Origin of the sequence: Sorangium sp. So ce362, assembly GCF_051519845.1 — a bacterium.
Classification (GTDB): domain Bacteria; phylum Myxococcota_A; class Polyangia; order Polyangiales; family Polyangiaceae; genus Sorangium.
Genome location: NZ_CP150332.1, coordinates 3,240,416 through 3,261,905 on the forward strand (window position 1 = coordinate 3,240,416; position 21,490 = coordinate 3,261,905).

At 73.0% G+C, this 21,490-nt stretch carries 22 protein-coding genes and 1 tRNA gene; 10 read left to right on the forward strand and 13 right to left on the reverse strand.

What is annotated here, in order from left to right:
* Window positions 1–50 precede the first annotated feature (50 nt).
* Window positions 51–1,577, forward strand: coding sequence for a hypothetical protein (locus tag WMF17_RS12845; protein WP_437649655.1), 1,527 nt, complete (start codon window positions 51–53; stop codon window positions 1,575–1,577).
* Between the two features lie 10 nt (window positions 1,578–1,587).
* Here WMF17_RS12845 and cyaY read toward each other — a convergent pair whose 3' ends face one another.
* From cyaY to WMF17_RS12895, 10 genes are all read right to left on the reverse strand, one after another.
* A complete protein-coding gene (gene cyaY / locus WMF17_RS12850) occupies window positions 1,588–1,926 on the reverse strand; it encodes an iron donor protein CyaY (RefSeq protein ID WP_437602336.1) in 339 nt (112 codons plus the stop codon).
* Between the two features lie 108 nt (window positions 1,927–2,034).
* A complete protein-coding gene (locus tag WMF17_RS12855) occupies window positions 2,035–2,316 on the reverse strand; it encodes a hypothetical protein (protein ID WP_437602337.1) in 282 nt (93 codons plus the stop codon).
* Window positions 2,317–2,380: 64 nt separating this feature from the next.
* A tRNA-Arg gene (locus WMF17_RS12860) sits at window positions 2,381–2,454 on the reverse strand.
* A 105-nt stretch (window positions 2,455–2,559) separates the two neighbouring features.
* Window positions 2,560–3,300: a polyprenyl diphosphate synthase gene (gene uppS / locus WMF17_RS12865; protein WP_437602338.1), complete on the reverse strand. Its 741-nt coding sequence runs from the start codon at window positions 3,298–3,300 to the stop codon at window positions 2,560–2,562.
* Between the two features lie 285 nt (window positions 3,301–3,585).
* The gene (locus WMF17_RS12870; RefSeq protein ID WP_437649657.1) at window positions 3,586–4,959 is read right to left on the reverse strand and encodes a histidine kinase dimerization/phospho-acceptor domain-containing protein; all 1,374 of its coding nucleotides are present in this window, start codon (window positions 4,957–4,959) and stop codon (window positions 3,586–3,588) included.
* Between the two features lie 3 nt (window positions 4,960–4,962).
* Window positions 4,963–5,664, reverse strand: coding sequence for a winged helix-turn-helix domain-containing protein (locus WMF17_RS12875; protein WP_437602340.1), 702 nt, complete (start codon window positions 5,662–5,664; stop codon window positions 4,963–4,965).
* Between the two features lie 177 nt (window positions 5,665–5,841).
* A complete protein-coding gene (locus WMF17_RS12880) occupies window positions 5,842–6,420 on the reverse strand; it encodes a hypothetical protein (protein ID WP_437602341.1) in 579 nt (192 codons plus the stop codon).
* Between the two features lie 11 nt (window positions 6,421–6,431).
* Window positions 6,432–7,379 carry a hypothetical protein gene (locus WMF17_RS12885; RefSeq protein ID WP_437649659.1) on the reverse strand — a complete coding sequence of 316 codons (948 nt, stop codon included), beginning with the start codon at window positions 7,377–7,379 and terminating at the stop codon, window positions 6,432–6,434.
* Window positions 7,380–7,694: 315 nt separating this feature from the next.
* A complete protein-coding gene (locus WMF17_RS12890) occupies window positions 7,695–8,960 on the reverse strand; it encodes a hypothetical protein (protein ID WP_437649661.1) in 1,266 nt (421 codons plus the stop codon).
* Window positions 8,961–9,054: 94 nt separating this feature from the next.
* Window positions 9,055–9,861 carry a tetratricopeptide repeat protein gene (locus WMF17_RS12895; RefSeq protein ID WP_437649663.1) on the reverse strand — a complete coding sequence of 269 codons (807 nt, stop codon included), beginning with the start codon at window positions 9,859–9,861 and terminating at the stop codon, window positions 9,055–9,057.
* 351 nt (window positions 9,862–10,212) lie between these two features.
* Between WMF17_RS12895 and WMF17_RS12900 the strand changes: the two genes are divergently transcribed.
* From WMF17_RS12900 to WMF17_RS12930, 7 genes are all read left to right on the forward strand, one after another.
* Window positions 10,213–11,658, forward strand: coding sequence for a sigma-54-dependent transcriptional regulator (locus WMF17_RS12900; protein WP_437604248.1), 1,446 nt, complete (start codon window positions 10,213–10,215; stop codon window positions 11,656–11,658).
* A gap of 4 nt (window positions 11,659–11,662) precedes the next feature.
* Window positions 11,663–12,952: a formylglycine-generating enzyme family protein gene (locus tag WMF17_RS12905; RefSeq protein ID WP_437602345.1), complete on the forward strand. Its 1,290-nt coding sequence runs from the start codon at window positions 11,663–11,665 to the stop codon at window positions 12,950–12,952.
* A gap of 182 nt (window positions 12,953–13,134) precedes the next feature.
* Complete coding sequence (locus WMF17_RS12910) at window positions 13,135–13,875, forward strand: hypothetical protein (protein WP_437649665.1); 741 nt, start codon at window positions 13,135–13,137, stop codon at window positions 13,873–13,875.
* Window positions 13,872–15,203, forward strand: coding sequence for an ABC transporter ATP-binding protein (locus tag WMF17_RS12915; RefSeq protein ID WP_437649667.1), 1,332 nt, complete (start codon window positions 13,872–13,874; stop codon window positions 15,201–15,203). The genes WMF17_RS12910 and WMF17_RS12915 overlap by 4 nt, the downstream gene beginning before the upstream one ends.
* Window positions 15,193–15,957: a hypothetical protein gene (locus tag WMF17_RS12920; RefSeq protein WP_437649669.1), complete on the forward strand. Its 765-nt coding sequence runs from the start codon at window positions 15,193–15,195 to the stop codon at window positions 15,955–15,957. The genes WMF17_RS12915 and WMF17_RS12920 overlap by 11 nt, the downstream gene beginning before the upstream one ends.
* A gap of 134 nt (window positions 15,958–16,091) precedes the next feature.
* On the forward strand, window positions 16,092–16,505 hold the full coding sequence (locus tag WMF17_RS12925) for a hypothetical protein (protein ID WP_437602349.1): 414 nt from the start codon (window positions 16,092–16,094) through the stop codon (window positions 16,503–16,505).
* A gap of 55 nt (window positions 16,506–16,560) precedes the next feature.
* Window positions 16,561–17,103, forward strand: coding sequence for a hypothetical protein (locus WMF17_RS12930; RefSeq protein ID WP_437649671.1), 543 nt, complete (start codon window positions 16,561–16,563; stop codon window positions 17,101–17,103).
* Here WMF17_RS12930 and WMF17_RS12935 read toward each other — a convergent pair.
* The 3 genes from WMF17_RS12935 to smpB form a co-directional block, all read right to left on the reverse strand.
* Window positions 17,081–18,535, reverse strand: a complete 1,455-nt coding sequence (locus WMF17_RS12935; RefSeq protein WP_437602351.1) for a DUF362 domain-containing protein — start codon at window positions 18,533–18,535, stop codon at window positions 17,081–17,083. The two genes, WMF17_RS12930 and WMF17_RS12935, sit on opposite strands and share 23 nt — an antisense overlap.
* 179 nt (window positions 18,536–18,714) lie before the next feature.
* Entirely contained in the window at window positions 18,715–19,017 is a 303-nt protein-coding gene (locus tag WMF17_RS12940; RefSeq protein WP_437602352.1) for a hypothetical protein, read from the reverse strand.
* Window positions 19,014–19,544 carry an SsrA-binding protein SmpB gene (smpB, locus tag WMF17_RS12945; protein WP_437602353.1) on the reverse strand — a complete coding sequence of 177 codons (531 nt, stop codon included), beginning with the start codon at window positions 19,542–19,544 and terminating at the stop codon, window positions 19,014–19,016. The genes WMF17_RS12940 and smpB overlap by 4 nt, the downstream gene beginning before the upstream one ends.
* 227 nt (window positions 19,545–19,771) lie before the next feature.
* Here smpB and WMF17_RS12950 point away from each other — a divergent pair, with 227 nt between their 5' ends.
* Both WMF17_RS12950 and WMF17_RS12955 read left to right on the forward strand, forming a co-directional pair.
* Entirely contained in the window at window positions 19,772–20,128 is a 357-nt protein-coding gene (locus WMF17_RS12950; RefSeq protein WP_437649673.1) for a hypothetical protein, read from the forward strand.
* 40 nt (window positions 20,129–20,168) lie between these two features.
* Window positions 20,169–21,413, forward strand: coding sequence for a collagen-like protein (locus WMF17_RS12955; protein ID WP_437602355.1), 1,245 nt, complete (start codon window positions 20,169–20,171; stop codon window positions 21,411–21,413).
* The last annotated feature ends 77 nt before the right edge of the window (window positions 21,414–21,490 follow it).

Genomic DNA, 21,490 nt, shown 5'->3' on the forward strand with positions numbered 1-21,490 from the left:
GCGCGTCCGTCCCGCGCGCGCCGCGGATGAGGTGGTAGACTGAGCGCCTCTTGCGTCTTCCGATCGCTTCTCTCTTCGGCGTTCTGGCTCTGCTGTTCGCCCACGCGGCGCTCGCCGCGCCGGGCGACAAGGAGGCGAACCAGGGCATCAACGCGGCCAAAGGCGGACAATGCAAGCGGGCGATCCCGCTCCTCGAATCCGCCGAGCGCCAGCGGCATCGCCCGAGCTCTGCGGTCCCGCTCGCCGACTGCTACGTGAAGCAGGGCGACATGCTGAAGGCCAGCGAGATTTATCACACGGTCGCGAGCGAGAAAAAGCAGCCCGGTTACAACGCGCGCGATGTCGCGGCCATCACATCGGCCAAGAAGAAGGCGCCGCAGCTCGACGGGCGCATCCCGACGCTCGTCGTTGCGCCGGTGGAGCCCTACGAAGGGCTCGTCATCGAGATCGACGGCGCGGCGACCCGGGATCCATCGAGACCGCAGCGATTCGATCCCGGCAAGCGGCTGGTGATCGTCGCCCGGGCCGATGGGTACGCGGAGCTCACGCAGAAGATCACGCTGAAGGAGAAGCAGCGGCGCGTGATCAAGCTGCGCCTCAAGCCGAAGGTCAGCGCGACGAAGCCGCCGCCGAAGCCCGCGGCGACGAAGCCTCCGGAGAAGAAGCCGCCGAAGCCCGCGGCGACGAAGCCGTCGGAGAAGAAGCCGCCGGAGAAGGAGCCGCCGGAGCCCGCGGCGACGAAGCCGCCGGAGAAGGAGCCGCCGAAGCCGGTCGAAGGCAAGCCGCGCGTCGCGGCGAGCGCCGAGGAGAAGGCGAAGCCGCCGGTGGAGATGCCCGAGCCCACGCCGCCGGCTGTGCGCAAGCAACGGAGCGTGTGGCTCGGCGCCGGCTTTCGGGGCTTCTTCGTCCCCCAGGTCATGTTCGAGCTCTTCGGAGAAGGGGGACGGCATGCCCTCTTCCCCGGCGGAGACGTCTCGCTGTCCAAGAGGCTCGGGCGGTTCGATCTCGTCTTCTCCGTCGCCTACGCGCGCCTCCGGCTGCACGAGACGCCGTTCAAGCCGAAGGGGCACCCCGACACCGACTACGAGATCATCGAGAGCGATCTCCAGGCGCTCCAGGCGGATGTTCGCCTGGTCTGGAACATCCCGCTCGATCGCGATGAGCTGTTCGCCTTCCGCGTCGGGGCGGGCCTCGGCGTGGGCTGGATGTTCATGGGCGAGCTCTACCGGACCCAGGCGTACCCGGGCGACGCCGTCCCCGGCGACCAGAGCTCTTTCGTGCCGGGAGACCCGTACCGCTACGTGAAGTGCCGCGGACCGAACAACCCGGCCGGGAGCTTCCGGTACTGCAACCAGCTCGACTACGACGCGAATCATTACCCCGGCTATGTCGAGCCGAGCTGGTTCACCCGTCCCAAGGGGAGGCCCCAGGGCCTGAAGCCGGTCGTCTATCCATGGCTCCTCTTCCCCGAGATCGGCCTCGCGTTCCGCCCGTGGGACCGCGTCGCCTTCGATCTGCGGGTCGGCGCCTCCGTGACGGGCCCGCTCGGAGCGCTCGGGATCCGCTTCGCGCTGTGAGCGGCGGGGCTCAGCGATCGAGCTTCACGGCGCGGCCGAGCTTCCGGGAGAGCACGGCCTCGAGCGTGCTCCAGAGCTCCTCGCCGGTCTTCTGCGCCAGCCACCGGCCCTCGGACTGCCGGTAGTCGAAGTGCCACGCGGCCCGCTCGGCGGCCATCCAGATCTGCCGCGCCGCGCGGTGGCTGTTGACGATGTACTTGATGCCGTCCTCGAACTCCAGGGTGAGGATGCCGCTCTGCAGGTCGGCCTCGACACCGTCGGGGATCTCATTGATCGCCCGATCCAGCGCGCGCAGCGACCGATCGGCCACGGCGTCGAACTCTCGCTCCGACAGGGGCTCTCCGCTCATGCCGATCGACTTACAACGGCGCGCGCCCCGGCGGTACGGGGAAGCGCCCGGGGGGGCCGCTGCGCCTCGAACGGCGGGCAGGGAGGCGCCGCGCGCCGCGCCGATGCGTCAGTAGCCCGGCCAGGGCTCGGCCGGCTTCAGAGGCGCCGGGGCCGGCCTCTTGAAGCACATCACGCCGGCGTCCAGCGCCACGAGCTCCCAGCCGCTCTCCCCGCGCGCCTTGGCGACGGCGCGCGCTTCCTCCACGCCGTGCGTCTGCTCGCAATCCTGCTCCCATCGCGGGGCGGGGAGGCTCGGCGCGGGCACCTGGGCGCGCACCCGCCCTGCCGCGAGCGCGCAGGCCGCGCCCAGCACCAGACCTCCCAGCACGAGCGCGCCCCGCTTTTCCATGGCTCCAGGAACATGGTGGTCCGCTGCGGGCAGGACCGTCAAGCGACGCACAGAGGACGTTCGGCACGCCCGGCAGGATTCGAACCTGCGACCCGCGGCTTAGAAGGCCGCTGCTCTATCCAGCTGAGCTACGGGCGCTTGGACGACAAGCGCGTCTTTCGTACTGCATCGCGGCCCCGGAATCGAGCGCAACGAGCGACGCGGGTGCGGCGCGCACGGGCGCGGCGCCCCGCCGGTGCCCGTTCAGCTCGACGCGACCAGCCGCCGGACCTGCTCGCCGGTCCGGCCGTAACGCCGCTGCCGCCGGGCGTAGGTCGCGAGCGCCTCGTCGAAGGTCGCTTCGGCGAAATCGGGCCAGAGCGTGTCGGTGAAGAACAGCTCCGCGTACGCGGCCTCGAAGAGCAGGAAGTCGCTGAGCCGCTTCTCGCCGCCGGTGCGGATGATGAGATCCGGATCCGGCATCGAGCTGGTCGTCAGGAAGTTGCGGAGCGACTTCTCGTTGATCTCCTCCGGGATGACCAGCCCGGCGCGCGCGCGGACCGCGAGCGCGCGCATCGCGTTCGCCATGTCGCGGCGGCCGCCGTAGCTCAGCGCGAGGGCGAGGGTCATCTCGGTGCCCCCCGAGGTGTCCTCCACGAGCTTCTCCATCGCGCGCCGCGTCGGGGTCGGGATTTCCTCGAGGTCGCCGACCACCTGCACCGCGATGCCGCGCCGGATCAGCTCGTCGTGCTCCCCCTCGGCGAACTCCTGGCAGATGCGCATCAGCGCGTCGATCTCGTCCTTGGGCCGCGACCAGTTCGCCACGCTGAACGCGTAGAGCGTGAGGTACGGGATGCCGCGATCGCGGCAGGCGCGCACCGAGAGGCGCACGGCCTGCGCGCCGTGCTGGTGCCCCTGCATACGGGCGAGGCCCCGAGCCGCTGCCCAGCGGCCATTGCCATCGAGGATGATCGCGACGTGCTTGGGGAGGGTGCTGGACGTCATGGGCTTTCCTGGGTCGGGACGACGACGCACTTTGCGCCGAGCATGAGCGCCGTGGGGGGGGCGACGGTGATGCGATTGTGGAGGTTCTGTGGAGGATGGCGCGCGTGAGCTCAAGCGCCGCTGTCCGTCGACCTTAGCGCGCGCCGCTCGGATCGCTCCGCCCGATCGTCGGTCGCGCCTTCGCACCCTCGATTTGACGCACCGTCAAATCGGGGAAACCTCCCGGAAACCCGGATCCTCGCCGGGGAGGTGAGGCGAAGCGGGGGAGCTCATGGGTCTACCAGCTCAGGCCCCCGGCAGCGAGATCTTGAACTCGACCGCGGGCGGCCCGCGGTGGGTGCACTCGGCCGAGCCGCTGTGGGCCTCGGCGATCGCCTTGACGATCGCGAGGCCGAGGCCGGTGCCGCCCCGGTCGGCGCGGGTCGTCACGAACCGGCGGAACAGGCGGCCAGCGACGTGCCGCCCGAGCTCGCCGCGGTTGCGGATCGCGATCGCGACCTGTCCGCCCAGGCGGGATACGGCGATCTGGATGGGGGCCGCGGCATCGCCGTGCGTGCGCGCGTTGTCGAGCAGGTTGTCGAGCGCGCGCGACAGCCAGAGCTCGTCGCCGCGCACGGTCGCCGAGCTCGGCGTGTCGAGCTCGACGCGGCTGCCGCGCTCGCGCGCCCGCGCCGCGGCGGCCTGCGCGATCGCGACGAGGTCGACGACCGCGGCGTGCTCCACGCCGCGCGCCTCGAGGCGCGCGAGCGACAGGAGCTCGCCGAGGAGCGCCTCGATCCGCGTGACCGCCTCGCGGATGCGCGAGACGAAGCGGGCGGCCTCCTCGGGGTCGTCGAGCGCCTCCGAGAGCACCTCGGCGCTCGCGCGGATCGCGGCGACCGGGTTCTTGAGCTCGTGCGAGAGATCCGCGGCGAACGTCTCGACGAAGGGGCGGCCCTCGATCTGGCGCCGCATCGAGTCGATGGCGCGCGTCAGCCGCTGGACCTCGCGGCCCTGGGCCGGCGGCGGCGCCGCGCGCACCTCCCCCTCGCTCACGCGCACGGCGAACTCGGTGAGCGTCTCGATCGGCGTCGCGATGGTGCGGCCGATCAGGAAGGACGAGAGCGCCGCCGCGGCGCCGAGCACCGTGCTGATCACGAGGATCGGCGGGGCGAAGTCGGCGACCATCCGCTGCACCACGATGGTCGGCTTCACGACCTGCACGCTCCCGACGCGCCGGCCGCGGACCTCGATGGGCGAGGTCACGAAGACGGTGCCGGGCTCGCCCGGCGAGGCGCCGCGCGCCCGGAGCACGCGCCCCTCCGGGTCGAGCAGCGCGATGCTCTGGGCGGTGGGGCCGTCGGCCTCGCCGTCGAGCGCGCGCACGGCCGCGAGGTCGACGTCGCGGACCTCCATCTCCATCGCGGCGACGGCGGCGAACGCGGCCGCCTCGTCGCGCGCGCTGCCCTCGGCGAGCAGCGTCGCGCGCGCCTCGATGCGATCGATGACGAGCAGCCCGAGCCCGAACGCGAACGCGCCGACGATGCCGCCGAGCGCGATGAAGATCTGCATCCGGATGCTCATCCCGGCCGTCCGGACCCGGACGAGGCGGGAGGCGAACAGCGCGACGAGCAGGATGAGCGAGACCGCCGCCGCGGCGGTGACGACGAGGCGCACCATGCGCTAGCCGCCGCCTTCCGTGCGGCTCGGCTTGTCGGTGACGCGGTAGCCGACGCCGCGCACCGTCTCGATGAGGTCGGCGTCGCCCCCGGCCTCGACGACCTTCTTCCGGAGCCCCTTCACGTGCGAGTCGATGGTCCTGTCGGTGATCGCGAACCCGTCGCCCCAGACCCGGTCGATGAGCTGCGCGCGCGTGAACACCCTGCCCGGCGCGGCGAGCATGCAGGCGAGCAGATCGAACTCGACGCGGGTGAGGTCGACCTTCTGGCCGTTGACGTGCGCCCGCCGCGTGGCCTCGTCGACCATGAGCGGCAGCGGCGCGGGGGCGGCGTCGGACAGCGACGGCCGCGCGGCGCGGCGCAGGACGGCGCGCACCCGCGCGACGATCTCCCGCGGCGAGAACGGCTTTGTCACGTAGTCGTCGGCGCCTGTCTCGAGCGCGGCGACGCGGTCGGCCTCGCTGTCGCGGCTCGACAGGACGATGATCGCGGCGCGCGCGGCGCTCCGCCGCACCTGGCCGATGAGATCGAAGCCGCTGCCGTCGGGGAGCATCAGATCGAGGATGATGAGGTCCGCATGGTCGATCTCCCGCTCCGCGGCCGCGAGCGTGGTGGTGACCGTGGCCGCGAACCCGTCGCGGCGCAGGAAATAGGCGATGGACTCGGCGATGGCCGGCTCATCCTCGACGACCAGGACCTTGGCCATGATCGGGGAGCCTAGAACGGCGCGGCGGACGCGTCGACAGGGCTGGCCGGCGGGGCCGCGTTGTTGCATTGTCGCGTATTTGTGTGTGATTACGCGTGCTTACATGTGTTTGCGCGCGTAAGCGCGTGTGTGCGTTGGGTTACGGGAGCTTACGGGGCGCTCACGGGCGCCTTGCGTTCACGGGAGCGCCGCGTTGACGAGCTCGCGCACGATGCCGAGCAGCCGGTCGTAGTGCTCCGGGATGGGCCGCAAGCCGGCGCAGTGCACGACGAGCCCGCCGGGGCGGAGCTCGAGGTGCCCCTGGAAGCCGCGGCGGGCGAGGAGCTTGCGGAGGCGCGGATGGAACGCGGCGGCCGCCTCGCGCGCGGAGGCGGCGAATGTCGTCACGTGGGCGTCCCAGAGCGCGTCGTCGAGGACGACCCTGGGCGGCGGGGGGCTCTCGATGAAGGCGACGCGGGTCAAGAAATGCTCGCCGACGCGCATCGCGGCGCGGTGCTGGAGCGCCGGGTGCGTCGCGAAACCGAGCAGCGATCGCTCGAGCGGCTCGGCGTCGCCGTCCGCGTACCAGGGCTCGGCGATGACGGCGTGCCCGGGGTTCGCCGTCCACGTGCACGCGGAGAGGTACGCGGAGGGGGGCGCGATCGTGTCGTACGGCTCCCAGCGACGGAACCAGGCCTCGTCGGGGCGCGAGGTGAAGGCGAGGCCACGCCGGGCAGCCCACGCTGCGATGAGCTCGGAGCCGAGCGAAGGTGGCATGCGCGGCGAGGTTAGTCCGTGCGACGACGCCTCGGAAGCCTCCGCCGCCACGCCGCGGCGAGCCCTCCGGCGCCGAGCGCCATCCAGGACGCCGCGCCGGCGGCGGCGCCGCTCCCGGGCACGTCGCAGGAGCACCGGCCGTAGATGCCCACCCTCGTCGAGGTCGTCTCGTCGTCGTTCTCCTCGTCGTCCAAGGGGCGGCCGGATCCTCCCTGGCCAGCCGTGACGGGCGGGCCTCCAGCGTCGCCGTCCGGTCCACCGCTGCCGTCCGCGCCACCTGTCCCGCCTCTGCCGTCCGCGCCGCCGTCGCCGTCCGCGCCACCGCTGCCGCCTCTGCCGCCCGCGGCGCCGTCGCCGTCCGCGCCGCCGTCCCCGTCCGCGCCGCCGTCGTCCACGCAGCGCGTGACGTGGAGGGGACGCGTTCGCGTGCAGTCCGTCGGCGAAGCGCAGCGCGGCTCGGAGAGCGCGGCCGGCGCGCCGCTGCCGCCGATCTCGCCCAGGGCCGGGTAGGCGACCTCGGTCCCCTCCCAGCGCCCGCCGGTGTGCTCCATCCGGCCGAACACCCGCTCCTGGTACGGAACAGCGCCGCCGATCGCCGGATCGTAGACGCCGCGCCCCGCGTCGTAGTTGGGGTTGTTCGGGTTGTTCACGTACGAGAGCCCGTTGTAGGCCCACACGGCGCTGTACCAGTGCTCGACGATCGCCGGTTGCCGGTCGCCGACGCAGCGCGTGGCTTTCCACTTCATCGCGAGGATGTGCGTGCCGGTGGCCGCGTTGTAGGTCGGGTCGGCGGCCACGCGGCGCGGATCGAAATCGGGGCTATCGCCGCTGCGCATGCCGCTCGTGATCTGCGAGGCGCCGTAGCCGCAGTCGAACGAGATGATCGTTCGCGAGCTCGCCCCCGCCTGGTCCATGGGGCGGTCCGGCTCGCAGAACTGCTGCCACCCCGACTCCTGCATGGCGATCGCCTTCAGCAGCTCGCAGGGGAAGGCCGCGGGGATCTGCCGCGGCGCCTCGGGTTGATCGCAGCCCTGGCCGAGGTCGAAGGTCGCCGGGCCGGCGTCCCCCCCAGGCCGCGGGGCCCCGCGCGACGCGGTCGAAGATGGCGTTCCACTCCGCGACCGATGGGTTGATCCCGGGCACGGCCTCGATCGCGCAGCCGCGATCGTTGTAGGCGCTCGACGCGGTGAAGCAGGGGCAGTACGCCGCGAGGGCGGCCGGCGCGACCAGCGTGGCCGCGGAGATCGCCGCCAGGATCAGGAGAGGGCGGCTCCTCACGGCTCCTCCTTCGCGGTGGTGAAGCCGGCGACGGCGATGCGCGCTCCGGACGGCGCGGGGATCGCGGCGACCTCGCCGCTCTCCACGTGGATCGCGAACGGCACGGCGAACGTGGAGGGGTTCGTGTGCAGCGCGGCCACCCACGCCGCGTCCGACGAGACGGCCTGGATGGCGTCGACGCCGGCGCCGAGCGGGCCGCGGACCCTCGCGCGGGCGCCGACAAGGAAGAGCCCGGTGGCGCGGGTGGGCGTGTACGCGAGCCCTCCGCCCGGCCAGACGTGCGGGGCGAGGCCGTTGCTCGCGCTCACCTCGAGCCGGGTGCGCTTGCCTCGGGCGAGATCGATGCGATCGATGACCCACATGCCGGGATTCGTCTCGTGCCGCTCCTGGAACACGAGCGCGCCCGTCGCCGCGTCGATCGAGAAATCGCGCGCGAACGGCGGGATCGACGGGGCGATCACGCGCGTCGTGCCGGAGTCGGGGTCGACGAGGACGATGTCGGCCGACCCGGGGGAGACGCGGTAGACGACGAGCTCGCCGTTCCACTCACCGGCGAGGAAGGCGAGGTAGCCCGTGTGCCTGTGGGCGGTGCGCGTCGCGCCGGTGACGAGGTCGACCTCGTCGATGGTGAGCGCGTCGACCCGCAGCCGCGCGAGGTCGCCGTCCCGCGGCGGCTCCGGGCCGGCGACGCCGCGCGAGACGAAGACGCGCCCGCCGGCGGTGACCAGCGGGCGGCTCGCGTGCACCACGCGGTCGCAGAGGGCGACGGGCTCCGCGTGCGGCGCGATGCGGAAGAGGCTCGCGTTGAACGAGCGATCGCGGGCCGGACTCGTGTCGGCGGTCGCGACGACGATCGGCGTTCGCGGCACGACGCGGGCGCGGACCACCGCGTCGCTCAGGTGCCGGATCGTGGCGAGCGCGGGGCCGACCTGCGCTCCTCCGACGGCGGCGATGTGGAGCGTCGTCCGGGCGCCCCCCGGCGAGGTCGCGAGGAGCGCGACGCTGGCGGCCGCGGAACGCGGAGCGGGCGCCGCGCGCGCCGGAGGCACGAGGAGACGACCGATCCGGGAGATCGCGGGCGCCGGGTCCTGCCCGCCGGCGAGCACCGCCGCCCCCGCGACCGACAGCGCGGCGAGCAGCGCGCCCGGAAGCGCGATCCTGTTCAGAGAGCACCTTGTCAGGAGGAGGCGGGCGGAGGAGCGGAGGCGCACGGTAGAAGAGTAGACGATACGCCAGCGATCGCTCGTCCGCCTGCGGTCCATCGTTCCCCATGCCAGCAGATCTCGCCGAGCCGAGGCCGCCAGCCGTGCCGCAGCTGCGCCGGCACGGAGGCCAGCGGCTCGCCGGGAAGCCTGCTCAGAAGCGGCCGGACACGCCGAGCCCGGCCGCACCTGGACCGGCGACCGGGGTCAGCCGGACCCCGGCGGCGGGCGCAGGCATGCCGGCGACCGGTCGGGGCTGATTGAACCCGAGCTCCCAGATGAGGCCTCCGGCGACGCCGGCAGCGCCGAGCCCGAGGAGCACGCCGCCAACGGTCGCGTGGGTGCGGCCCTGGTTGCCCTGATCGGCCACGTCCGGCTCACAGTTGATGCGCGACGGGCAGCTGTCCTCGGCGGCGCCGATGTCCGCGAAGCCGCTCGAGGTCAGGATCCCGCCGACCAGCAGCGTGACGACGCCGGCGCCCGTCGCGACCCACGGGGCGTAGCCATAGGGGGGCAGCGGCGGGGGAGGCGGCTCCACGGGAAAGCTCGGGGCCGCCGAGGCGGTAGGATCCGTCGGAGGCGGCACGGCTGCCGACGCGGACTCGCTGGCGGTCGGGGTCGGCGTCGGCCGGATGGCGTTCCTGAGATTCTGGATCTTGTCCCGGATCGTCTGGGTGTCGCTCGCGTCCGGCGTGCGGGCGAGGTACGTCTCCAGCGCGGTGACCGCCTCGGCGCGATCGCCCTTCTTCTCGTACGCGTTGGCGATGTTGATGAGCACGGGGTGCGCCGTGCAGTCGAGCTGGTAAGCGTCCTTCCAGTACTGGATGGCGCGGTCGTAGTCGGCCCGCTCGTAGAACTGCGTGGCGGCCTTGTGCGCGCCCTTGGCGCCTTCCAGGTCCGCGGGCGTGGCGGTGCGGTAGCACTCGGGGTACTCGATGGCCGGATCTCCTGCTACGGCCAACCCCGCAGCGAGGAACATCCCCGCGCCGAGACCGACCAGCCAAGTCCGAAGCACACGCATCCGAGCCGCCCTCCACGAGAAGTGGGCGCAGCATACTGATCCGTCTCGCCGGCAGCGAGAAAAAGGAATCACGGCGGACTCCGGGGCAATGCGTTCGGCCCGTCGACCGGCAGGGCGGGCGGCCGAGCGAGGCGGCGGGGAGGTGCCCCGGAGCGCCCGTCGGCGCGGCCACGCGGAGCGCGGTGCGCGGTGTCGAGGACGCGCACGTCGCGCGCGCGGCGACCAACCTGGAGCATCAAGGGGCGGTCACGGCGCTTGCCTGGTTGTCGGTTCTGCTAGTCTCGCCCGGTGATGCTCCCCGAAAAGAAGCAGATCCTCGTCGTCGATGACGAGGCGAACCTCCGGCGGGTCCTCAGCGCCCAGCTCGGCCGGGATGGCTACGAGGTCCACACCGCCGAAGACGGCGAGGAAGGGCTCGCGTTCCTGAAGGAGCACCACATCGATCTGGTCATCACCGATCTCCGGATGCCCAAGGTCGACGGCATGGACCTGCTCCGGGCCGCGCTCCGCGACGACCCCTCGCGCCCCGTCGTGCTCCTCACAGCGCACGGGACCGTCGACAACGCCGTCGAGGCGCTCAAGACGGGCGCGTTCGACTACATCACGAAGCCGTTCGATCAGAACGAGGTGCGCGTCGTCGTGAAGAAGGCCCTCCGCACCCGCGATCTCGCGAGCGCGGACGCCACGCGCGACGTGTCCGCGGCGCCGCCCCGCGGGGGCTCCGACCGCTTCGGCATCATCGGCGAGAGCCCGCCGATCCAGGAGCTCTACGCGATCCTCGAGCGGGTCGCCGACACGCCGACCACGGTGCTCATCAGCGGCGAGAGCGGCACCGGGAAGGAGCTCGTCGCGCGGGCGCTGCACGAGAACTCCAGCCGGCGCGACCGGCCGTTCATCAAGGTCAACTGCGCGGCCATCCCGAAGGATCTCATGGAGTCGGAGCTCTTCGGCTACGAGCGCGGCGCCTTCACGGGCGCGGTCGGCTCCAAGCCGGGGCGCTTCGAGCTCGCCTCCGGCGGGACGCTCTTCCTCGACGAGATCGGCGAGATCCCGAACGAGATGCAGGTGAAGCTCCTGCGCGTCCTGCAGGAGAGCGAGTTCGAGCGGGTGGGGGGCATCAAGACCATCCACGTCGACGTCCGCCTCGTCGCCGCCACGAACCGCGATCTCAAGCGGGAGATCGCTGTGGGAACGTTCCGCGAAGACCTCTTCTACCGGCTCAACGTCGTCCCGATCGCGCTCCCTGCGCTGCGCGACCGGCGGAGTGACATCCCCCACCTCTGCGCCCACTTCGTCGCGAAGTTCAACGCGCGCCTCAAGAAGAGCATCGAGGGCATCGAGCCCGACGCGCTCGAGCGGCTGTCGTCGCACGCGTGGCCGGGGAACATCCGCGAGCTCGAGAACGTCGTCGAGCGCGCGCTCCTCTTCGCCGACGGCTCGCGCATCCGCCTCGACGACCTGCCGGAGGAGATCCGCAGCGGCGCCACGTCGACGCCCGGCGCCTCGCTGCCGCTCGCTGCCGCGGCCGCGGACACGTCCCTCGCGCCGTCGACGCCCGACGGCCTGAAGGAGCAGGTCAAGGCGGCGATGAGCAAGCTCGAGCGCGACCTCATCGAGCGCGCCCTCAAGCAGACGCACGGCAACGTCACCCACGCCGCGCGGCTCCTCAAGATCTCGCGCAAGGGGCTTCAGCTCAAGATGAAGGAGCTGAACCTCCGCGAACGCGACCCCGAGTGAGCCCGTGGGCCCCGGCGAGCAGCGCTCCGTCCGCACGCCGAGAGGGAAGGCCTTCGCGGCTGCCGTGTCGCTCGCCGTCCTCTCGGCGTCCCTCGGGTGCGAGCGCGGCGGCGCCTCGCCCGGCACGGACGCGGACCTCGACGCCGCGCCGCCCTGGGACGTGGGCCAGCCCGAGCCGGAGCCGCGCCCCGGCATGGCGTGGATCCCGAAGGGCGTGCTCATCGCGGGCACGCCGCCGGACCGGCTGCCGCGCATCGCCGACGAGGAGATGGCGGGCGCGCAGGTCGTGATGCACGGCTTCTACATCGACGTCTTCTCGTTCCCCAACGAGGTCGGCGCGATCCCGACCACGAACATCACGCAGGACGAGGCGCGCGCGCTCTGCGAGGCGCAGGGCAAGCGCCTCTGCACGGAGCTCGAGGTCGAGCGGGCCTGCAAGGGGCCGGTGAACACCACGTACGAGTACGGCGACGCGTACAAGGCGTCGGCGTGCGCGACCGGGCAGAGCCGGGTGCTGACGCCGAACGGGGTGAACGCCGGGTGCGTGAGCGCGTTCGGGGTGCACGATCTCCATGGCGGTGTCTGGACCTGGACCTCGAGCCAGTGGCAGCGGGGCAGCGGCAAGCCGGGGCTCGTGACGCTGCGCGGGGGCAACGGGCCTTCGGGCGATCTCGTGGGGCGCTGCGCCCACGGGCGCGGCGTCAAGCCGGACACGCGCCGCCCCGAGGTCGGCGTGCGCTGCTGCGCCGGGGACGTGAACAGCTTCGAGGTGGTGCTCGAGGTGACGCGCGATCGCCCGCTCCGGCTGGAGCCGCTCCTCGACGCGCGCGTCGCGGCGCAGCTCGCGGAGCTCGTGCCGGAGGAGGTGCGCGCCGCGGCCCAGGCCGGATCGTCCGAGGATGCGTTCAAGGTCGAGCGCATGTGGACCTGGCACCCCCGGGGAAACGAGGAGCTCGTGCTCGGCGGCGGCTGCGTGCGCCCGGGCGGCGCGAAAGAGGGGCCGCGCGGGCGCGGCAAGCGCGCGAAGCGAGCGCGGCCGGGCGACAGGGCGACGTGCGGGCTCCTCATCGCGCGGATGCACCTGAGCGCGCCCGCGCTGCTCGTGTTCGTCCCGTCGGACCTCTGGGAGCCCACGATCGGGGAGACGGACTCCCCGCGCGAGCTCCTGCTCTACGGCGGCGATGCGCTGGGCGTCTTCCGCCGTCGCATCACCTACGAGTGGGGGAAGATCGGCGTCGCCGACAAGGAGCGCAAGCGCAAGCACAAGGGCCGTCGCGGGCTCTCGTTCGACTAGGGCAGGGGGCTCCCGCTGCGCGCAGAGGCTCCCTGCTCGCGGCGGGGGTGGCGCCGGCGTACGGCGCGACCACATTCCAACGGCGCGCCTCGGCGCGTGCCACATTGGCCTTGCGCCCGCGCGCCTGGAAGGGCAGCGCTAGCTGCGCGCGTCGCCGCCGCTCTGTCCGCACGCCCCCTTCGATGACCCGCCCGCACGATCCCGAACCGCGCGATGCGCCGAGCAGGCGTCCGGACGATCCCGGGCGGCGGCGCGCGGCCGTGCAGAAGGCGCTGCGCGCCGCGGTCGCGCTCGGCTGCGCGCGGCTGCGCGGCGCGCGCGGGGGGCAGCTCGGCCTCGCCATGGCGGCGCTGATCTCGCTCGGGTACGGCGTCGCGGCGCTCGTGCTCCGGCTGGACGACGGGACGACGGCGCTGGAGGGCCTGCTCGGGTCCGCGGCGCGCGGGCTCGCGTGGGCGGCCGCCGGCCCCATCGCCCTCGCCGCGGCGCACGATCGGCCCGCGTCCGACCGCTGCGACGGCATCGAGGCGCTCGCCGCGGCGCGGGGGATCTCGCGGGCCCCGCTCCACGGCGCGCGCAGCCTCGCCGCGATGCTGGAGATCGCGCGCGTCGTGGCGCTCCCGCTGGCCATGCTCTCGACGCTCGCGGCGCTCCTCTCCGGCTCGGCGCTGCTCGCCCTCCATCACCTCGCCTTCGGCGCCGCGCTCGCCCTGTTCGGCGTCGTCTCCGGCGTGACGCTCGGCGGCCTCGCCTCGGCGAGCGGCCGCATCGCCGGCGCGCGAGGGCGCGCCCTGTTCCTGGCGCTGATCCTCGTCCCCTGGGCCCTCGCCGACCTCGCCGGCGACTCGAGGTGGTCGATCCCGGGCGCGCTCGGCGCGTTCCTCTCCTTCGCGGCCCGCTCGGCCGGGGCCCCCGCCGGATGATCCCGGGCGGGCCCATCGTGGTGCTCGATGGCGTGCGCGCGCGCGACAGCGCCGGCGAGGCGGGGCGCCCGCGGGGGAGCCTCTTCGGCGCGGCGGCGGCGCTCGGCCCGGGCGTGCACGCGGTCCTCGGCGCTCCGGAGGACGGGACGCTGGCCCTCGCCGAGGTGCTCGCCGGGCGCGCCGCGCCCCTCGCCGGCCGCGTCCTCGTCGCGGGGCGCGACCCGTTCCGGAGCGCGGCGACGCGGGCGCGGATCGGCGTGCTCTCCATCGCCCCGGAGCTGCCCGACGGCGCGTCGGTTGCCTCCTGCATGTCCGTGGCGCTCCGGGCCCGCGGCGCGCCCGCGAGCAGCGCCGCGGCGCTGCTCGATCCGCTCGGCCTCGCGCCGCTCCTCGCCCGCCGCAGGGCTTCGCTGAGCTTCGCCGAGGCCCGGGCGATCGGGCTGTCGCTCGCCCTGGGGGTGCCCCAGCCGCTCCTGCTCTGCCTCGTCGAGCCGTTCGCCGACGTCGCCGTGTCGTCGCCGGCGCCGGTCCGCGAGCGCCTGCGCGCGCTCGCGGCGGACGGCGCCTGCGTCGTGCTCATCACGTCCTCGACGGTGGACGCGAGCGCCCTCGCGGATCGCATCCACGTGCTCGATCGCGGCGTCGTCGCCCGGACCGAGCCCGGCGACGGCGAGCGCCTCGCCGGCGCCCCGAGCTCGGCCGCGCCCGGCGCCGGAGGGGCCGAGGTCGAGCTCCACGTGCTGGTCCATGAGCGGGCGCCCGGCGCGCCCGGCGCTCGCGCGCTCGCCGCCGCGCTCGCGGGCTCTCCCGCCGTCCGCGCGGGCGCGTGGGAGCAGGGGCCGGTCGAGGCGTCCTCGGCGCTGCGGATCCGGGCTGCCGACCGGGAGGCGGCGGCGCTCGCGATCCTGGACGCGGCTGCCCGGGAGGACGTCACGCTGATCGCGATCTCTTCCCCGGCCCCGTCGCTGCACGACGTGCGGGCTGCGACCGCGCTGCGGCTGGCCGCCGTTCGCCCGGCCCGGCCCTTCGGCGCGCCTGTGGGGGCCGGCGCTGCGCCGCTGCCCGGCGCGCCGCCCCAGGGTCCGGTCGCCGTTGCGGCGTTCGACGCGCCGGCGCCACCCGGCCAGGAGCCACTCGGCCAGGAGCCGCCCGGCCAGGAGCCGCCCGGCCCGCCGCTGCCCAGCGCGGTGCCGCCCGGCGCAGCGCTCGCGGACATGCAGCCGGCGGCGCCCGCCGGCACTGCTTCCGGCGGACAGATCGGGGCCGACGCGCCGGTGACCGATGGCTCGCCACACGCCACGGAGGCAGGACGCCAGCATGACAGGTGAGAGCGCCCCGGTCGAAGCAGCGCAGCCTGCGCCTCCTGCGGCGGGGGGCTCCGAGCGGAGGACGCCCGCGCTGGTGGGCGTCCGGCTCGGGATGGAGATGGCCCTGAGCCGCCTCCTCGCGCGGCGCCCGCTGCTGGCGCTCGGTCTCGGCGTCGCGCTCGCCGCCGCGGCGGCGGTCATCGAGGTCGCTTTCGGGTCTTCCGGGGCCGTCGACCGGGCGCTGCTCGCCACGTTCCGCGTCGTCACGCCGATCACGATCTTCGCCCTCGCCGCTGACGCCGCCGATCGCGCCGCGCTGCGCGACGCGGCCTGGCCGGCGGCCCGCTTCGGCGCTTCCTCCCACCATGTCGCGCTCGGCATCGCTCTGACCACAGCCCTCACCGCCGCTCTGGTGGGCGCGTTGCTCGCCGTCGTTGTCGTCGCGGCCGCCCGGGGCCCCGGCGCTGCGCCGTTGGTCCGAGACATGCTCATCAGTGGGTGGATCGGCGCGCTCACCGGCGCCGCCTACGCTGGCTGGTTCTCGCTCGGCGCGACCTTTCTCCGGCGCGGCCTCGGCCGCTTCGTGCCGCTCGCGGCCGACTTCCTTTTCGGGGGCTCGGCCGGGGTGGTCGGCGCGCTGTTGCCCCGGGGCAACGCCGTGAACCTCCTCGGCGGTCCCTCGCCGCTCGGGCTCGGGCAGCCGGCGAGCGCCGGCTTGCTCGCGCTGAGCGCCGTTCTTCTCGTGCTCGCCGCGTCCGCTCGCTGCAGGGAGTAGCGTTGTGGGCCGGGGCGGCGGGGGCGTTCGGTCCAGCGTGCCGCGATCGGCCGCTCGACTTCCTGCCCGAGCGTGAGGTCATCGGGGGCGCAAGAGGGATGGCTTCATCCGCTCGTTGACGTACTCTTCGAGGAATGGCTCACGAGGACGACGACGCCACAAAGGCGATCAATACGCCTCGATCGGTCCTGCTCGTCGGCTCGGCGGAGGCGCTCGCGATGCGCTGCAGGGGGATGTGCCTGCGGGCCCGCGTCATGCTCATCGTCGAGAGCGACCTCGCGACGCTGACGAACACGGCCGTGGAGCGGAAGCCGCTCGCGCTCCTGTTCCCCGACGACATCTACGCCTTCGACAGCGCGGAGTTCGACGCGCTGGCGCGCGACATCCAGGCCGCGGTGGTGACCCTGGAGCCCGACGTCACGGACGAGGTCATCGAGGCGCGGCTCGCCGAGGCGCTGCTCCGCGCCGAGCTCCTCCGGCAGCCCGAGCCTCAATCGAGCCGCTACGTGCTCGTCCCTGACGGACCGCGCCGCTCCAGGCGCCGCTGACCGTGGCGTCCTCCGTCCTCCGGCTCCCCCGCATGGTGACAAGGATCCTCGCCCCGTGAACGAGCTGCACCTCGATCCTGCCGCGTCCCGTCTGACGATCCGCACCCGCGCCGCCGGGATGCTCGCGCGCCTCGCGCACGACCTCGAGATCACCGCGTCGGAGCTGCGCGGCCGAGCGCGGCTCGACGGCGATGCATGGACGGCCGAGCTCGAGATCCGCGTGGCCGGCCTCTGCGTCGCGGGGGTGCTGCGCGGCGATCGCCTCGACCCGGACGCGCTCTCGGCGGGGGATCGTCGCGACATCGAGCGCCGCATCCAGGGCGAGGTGCTCCGGGGCGCGGAGGTCGTGGAGGTCCGCGCCTCGGGGATCGCGCGCGATCGCGCCGACGTGCGCGTGCAGATCCCCTCGGGGAGCGCCGCGCTTGTGGCGCGCCTGTCCTCGCGCGATCGCGGCGAGGGGGTCGTCGGTGTGACGGGGGGCTGTCAGCTCTCGCTGGCTGCGCTGGGCGTGCGCGAGGTCAAGGGGCCGCTCGGCGCCTTCAAGGTGCGGGACGAGATCGAGGTCCTCTTCGACCTCACTCTGCGGCCGGAGGGCTAGGCGGCTCGGACGGGAGCTCGGGGGCCGCCTCGCCGCGCGAGCACGCCCCGTGGACCTGGTAGGGTTTGCCTGAGAGGCGCTTGGCGAGCGAGGCCCCGCGCCAGGCGACGTACGCCTTGTTGAACTCGAGCACCTGATCGGCGGCGAAGTAGGGGTTCTTCGTCTTGCCCAGCGTGACGAGCGTGAGCACCTGCTCCGCGACGCTCACGGGGCAGCCCTCGAGCCGGATGACGCTCTCGTTCCGGGCCATCGCGAGCTTGGTCGTCACCTTCACCATCTTCGCCAGCACGTCGTCGTGCTTCGCGGTGTAGGGGTCCCGCGCGCTCCGCTCCCGGTACAGGCTGTCGATGCTGATCAGCTGATCGCCGATCTTGCCCTTGTACGTCGCGCAGTCGCCGATGAAGACCACCTTCTCGCCCGGCTTGGCGTCGATGGGGCCCTCGTAGGCGCCGAACACCACGTGCATCCGCGGCATCTTCGCGTCGCACTCCTTGTCGTACTCGCGCAGGATCTCGATCGCCTCCTCGATGGCGCCCGGGCAGCCGCCCCAGCAGTAGTCGGTGTGCTCGGGCTCGGGCGGCGAGCCTGCGTAGGCGGTGATGTTGGTGCCCTCGAAGTACTTCTCGACGCGGACGAGGCCCACCTTGAACCCCTTGGCCTTCTGCCTCGCCTCCTCGAGCGTCACGTCCCCGGTGATCTCGATCTCGCCGAGGTTCATCGGGCCGAAGCCGCGCTCCGAGGCCAGGCGGATGTGCTCGACGCTCCTCGGATCGACGCCGATGATCTGGCAGCAAACCGCGTCGAAGGCGACCTGGTTGTTCCCCATGAGAATGAGGCCCAGGTCGAACGGCGACGGCGTGAGCATCCGGCCCTCGCCGGCGGTGATGGCGTCGATCGCGATGAACTGCGGCTGCACGATGTACTGAAGGTCGGCGACCTTCTCGTTCAGCCGGTGGTCGTGATCGATGAGCCGGTGCCGATCGTCCTGGATCCCGATGTAGTTCTTCATCGAGAAGGTCACGGTGGTCCAGGGGTGCGACTTGAACTTGGGGCAGTTCACGAAGAAGTCGGCCTTCGCGACGGGCTCCGGCGTGAACACGTAGTCGCGCAGCCGGCCCTCGTGCGTGAGCCGGATCTCGACCTGCTGCTCTTCCTCGAAGTGGTAGTGCTTGACCCCGGCCCGCCGGAACATCGGGTAGTAGCCGGCGCCCTCGTATGTCATGCGGGTCGGGAGCGTGATGCCGCACCGCTCGCCGACGGCGAGCTCGGTCACGCGCCCGTCGTCGCGATCCCTGAGCGCGCCGATCACCCCCTCGATGAACTCGGGCCGCGTATAGGCGTGCGGGAAGTGCGCGCCGGAGGCGACGACGTTCGGTTTGATGAGCGTCCGGCCCCGCGGGCGGAGCGAGAGCTCCTCGAGACCGCTGCGCACGATGCTGCGGATTTTCTCCACGTCATACGTCGAGCAACGTCGCAAAATTACACGAGGGCGCGACGTGATTTTCATAGACTGTCAGCGTAAATGTCGCGGTGAATCACCGCAACACGCGCCGTCGGACGGCGCGCTCCGCGGTCCGGATCGGCCCGGACGCTCGTCGACGCGAGCGCGGATCAGCCCGGACGCTCGCCGCCGACGAGCTGCGTGAGCTCGGCGCGGACGTCACGCGTCGCGTCGATGAGCCGGCCTTCGAGCTCGTAGATGCGCTCGGCCGGCGCCGGGTCGCTGGGCTCGTGCGGGGCGCGCAGGCGGCACCGGGCCACCTTCAGCCGGATCGCCGTCCCGGTCGACCGGAGCGAGCCCTCGACGCGCGCTCCCGGCGCCGACGATGCGGTCGAGCGGAGCCGCACGCGGTCGCCATCGATCTCGACGAGCTCCGCCTCGCCGCCCTTCGACCAGGTGAGGTGCGATGTCATTCCGGCCTCCGCGGGCGGGGCGCCGGGCTGCGCCCGCGGTCGCCGCCGCCGCGGGCGCGCTCGATCGCCGCGCGTGCCTCGCGCGCGGCGTCCTTCTCCTTCAGGCTCTCGCGCTTGTCGACGGTCTTCTTCCCCTTCGCGAGGGCGATCTCGGCCTTCACGCGGCCGTTCTTGAAGTAGAGACGGGTCGCGATCACGGTCATGCCCTCCCGCTCCACGCCCTTGCGGATCGCCTCGATCTCGCTCTCGTGGAGCAGCAGCTTGCGCGGGCGCTTCGCCTCGTGCCCGAAGGCGGCCCCGGACATCATGGGGATGTTGACCCCCTTCAGGAACACCTCCCCGTGCTCGATGGCGCACCAGCTGTCCGTCAGCTCGGCGGCGCCCTCGCGGAGCATCTTCACCTCGCTGCCGAGCAGCACCAACCCCGCCTCGAACCGATCGTCGAGGGTGTAGTCGAACGTCGCGCGCTTGTTGCGCACGATGAGCTTCTCTCCCTCTCGTTCCTTCTCTTTACCAGCGCGGCTCACGCGGCCGCATAGCGCGCGCGCCGCCGCCTGTCCACCGCCTCACCGCGCGCGGGGCCGGCGAAGGCGCTCCGCGGCTCGCTCTGCCGCCGGCCCCGCGCGCGGTGAGGCGCGCCGTCGCTTGACGCCGAGCGCCGCCGCTCGTCCAATGGCTCTATCGGGCGCGACTTGCTGTCGGGCCGGAGGATTCAGTGAATCGCGGACTGCGTTTTTCCGCCTGGCTCGGAGCGATGGTGACGATCTCTGCGCTGACCCCCGCGGTTGGCTGCAGCTGCGCCGCCGATTCGATGGTCGAGGCTCCCTACACCGCGAGCAGCGGCGGCGCCGGCGGCGCCGGCGGTCAGGGCGCGACCGCGAGCTCGGGCAGCGGCGGGGAGGGCGGCGGCGGCGCAGGGCAGGGCGGGGCCGCGCACGCTGCGGCGGGCGCGGAGGCGAGCGAGACGGTGACCGCTGGCGAGGTCGCGAGGAGCTCCCGCTACCGGATGGTGTTCACGCTCGGCCAGCCGACGCAGAACCAGGAGGCGTCGAGCTCGCCCAAGGTTCGGATGCAGGGGGGGCTCATCGGAGCCAACGGGAGCTTGCAATGAAGAGGATCTGGTGATGCGGACATCGAGGATCGCGCGGTGCATGATGGCTTCCGCCCTTGCGATGGGCGCGGTCGCGGGCGCAGGGACCGCGGCGGCGGCGGTGCCGGCGACCATCACCCACCAGGGCCGGCTCTTCGACGAGCGCAACGCGCCCATCAGCGAGACGCTCGATGTCGTCTTCGCCCTCTATGACGATCGCGGCGCGTCGACCCCCATCTGGAGCGAGGTCCACGCGATCACGTTCGAGGACGGCTTCTTCTCGGTGCGCCTCGGCTCGATCACGCCGTTCCAGGGCGCGATCTTCGACGGCGCCGAGCGGTACCTCGGCATCACGGTCGGCGACGACGTCGAGCTGAAGCCGCGCGCGACGGTCGCGAGCGTGCCGTACGCGCTCCTCGCCGGGAACGTGAACGGCGACATCACGCCGACCTCGATCTCGGTGAACACCGAGAGCGGCACCACGGTGCTCATCGACGGGAACGGGGTCGCCGTGAACGGCGACCAGGTGATCGACGAGAACGGGCAGTGGGTCGGCTCGCCGACGGGGCTTCAGGGGCCGCAAGGGGTGGATGGCCCCGCCGGGCCGGCCGGAGCGACGGGTCCGGCAGGGCCCACGGGTCCGGCGGGCGCAGCGGGACCGCAAGGCCCGGTCGGCCCCATGGGACCGGAGGGGCCGATGGGCCCGATCGGTCTGATGGGCCCCCAAGGCCTGATGGGCCCGGTGGGCCCGGAAGGTCCGATGGGCCCCGCCGGACCCCAGGGGCTCGACGGTCCGATGGGCCCCGCGGGCCCCGTCGGGCCGGAAGGACCCCGCGGCTCCACGGGCCCCGCTGGCCCGATCGGGCCACAGGGGGTGGTGCTCTCGCTGACGGTCAGCGGAGTCGGCCCGCACGTCACGCTCCCGGCTGGAAGAGCGGTCGACTTCTTCGGCCCGACGGCCCAGGTGGAGGTCTCGTCGATGAGCCAGTCGATCTACGCGACCGCACATCGGTACCTGGGAGCGGGCACCTCGCCGGCGGATAGCCTCAGCCTGTTCATGTGCTACCAGCAGGTTCATCCTCAGCCGTCCGGCCCGCCGGAGCTCGATGACATCTTGATGGTCGGCCTTGGGTTGAAAGGCGGCCGGGTCCCCGCGAGCACGCGCGTGTCCTTCGGGCTCAGCGCCGTCATCACCGGCCTCAACGCAGGCACTTACAACATCGGGATGTGCGGCATGACCTTCAGCCCGAACTGGACCAGCAACGACTACGGCTATCTCTCGCTCCTCCTCGTCAACGGCGGCTAGCCGCTGTGCTCGGCGGGCGCGCTGGGCAGAGCGGGCAGACAGGAGCGCACAAGCCTTCCGCCACGTCATCCCGAGCG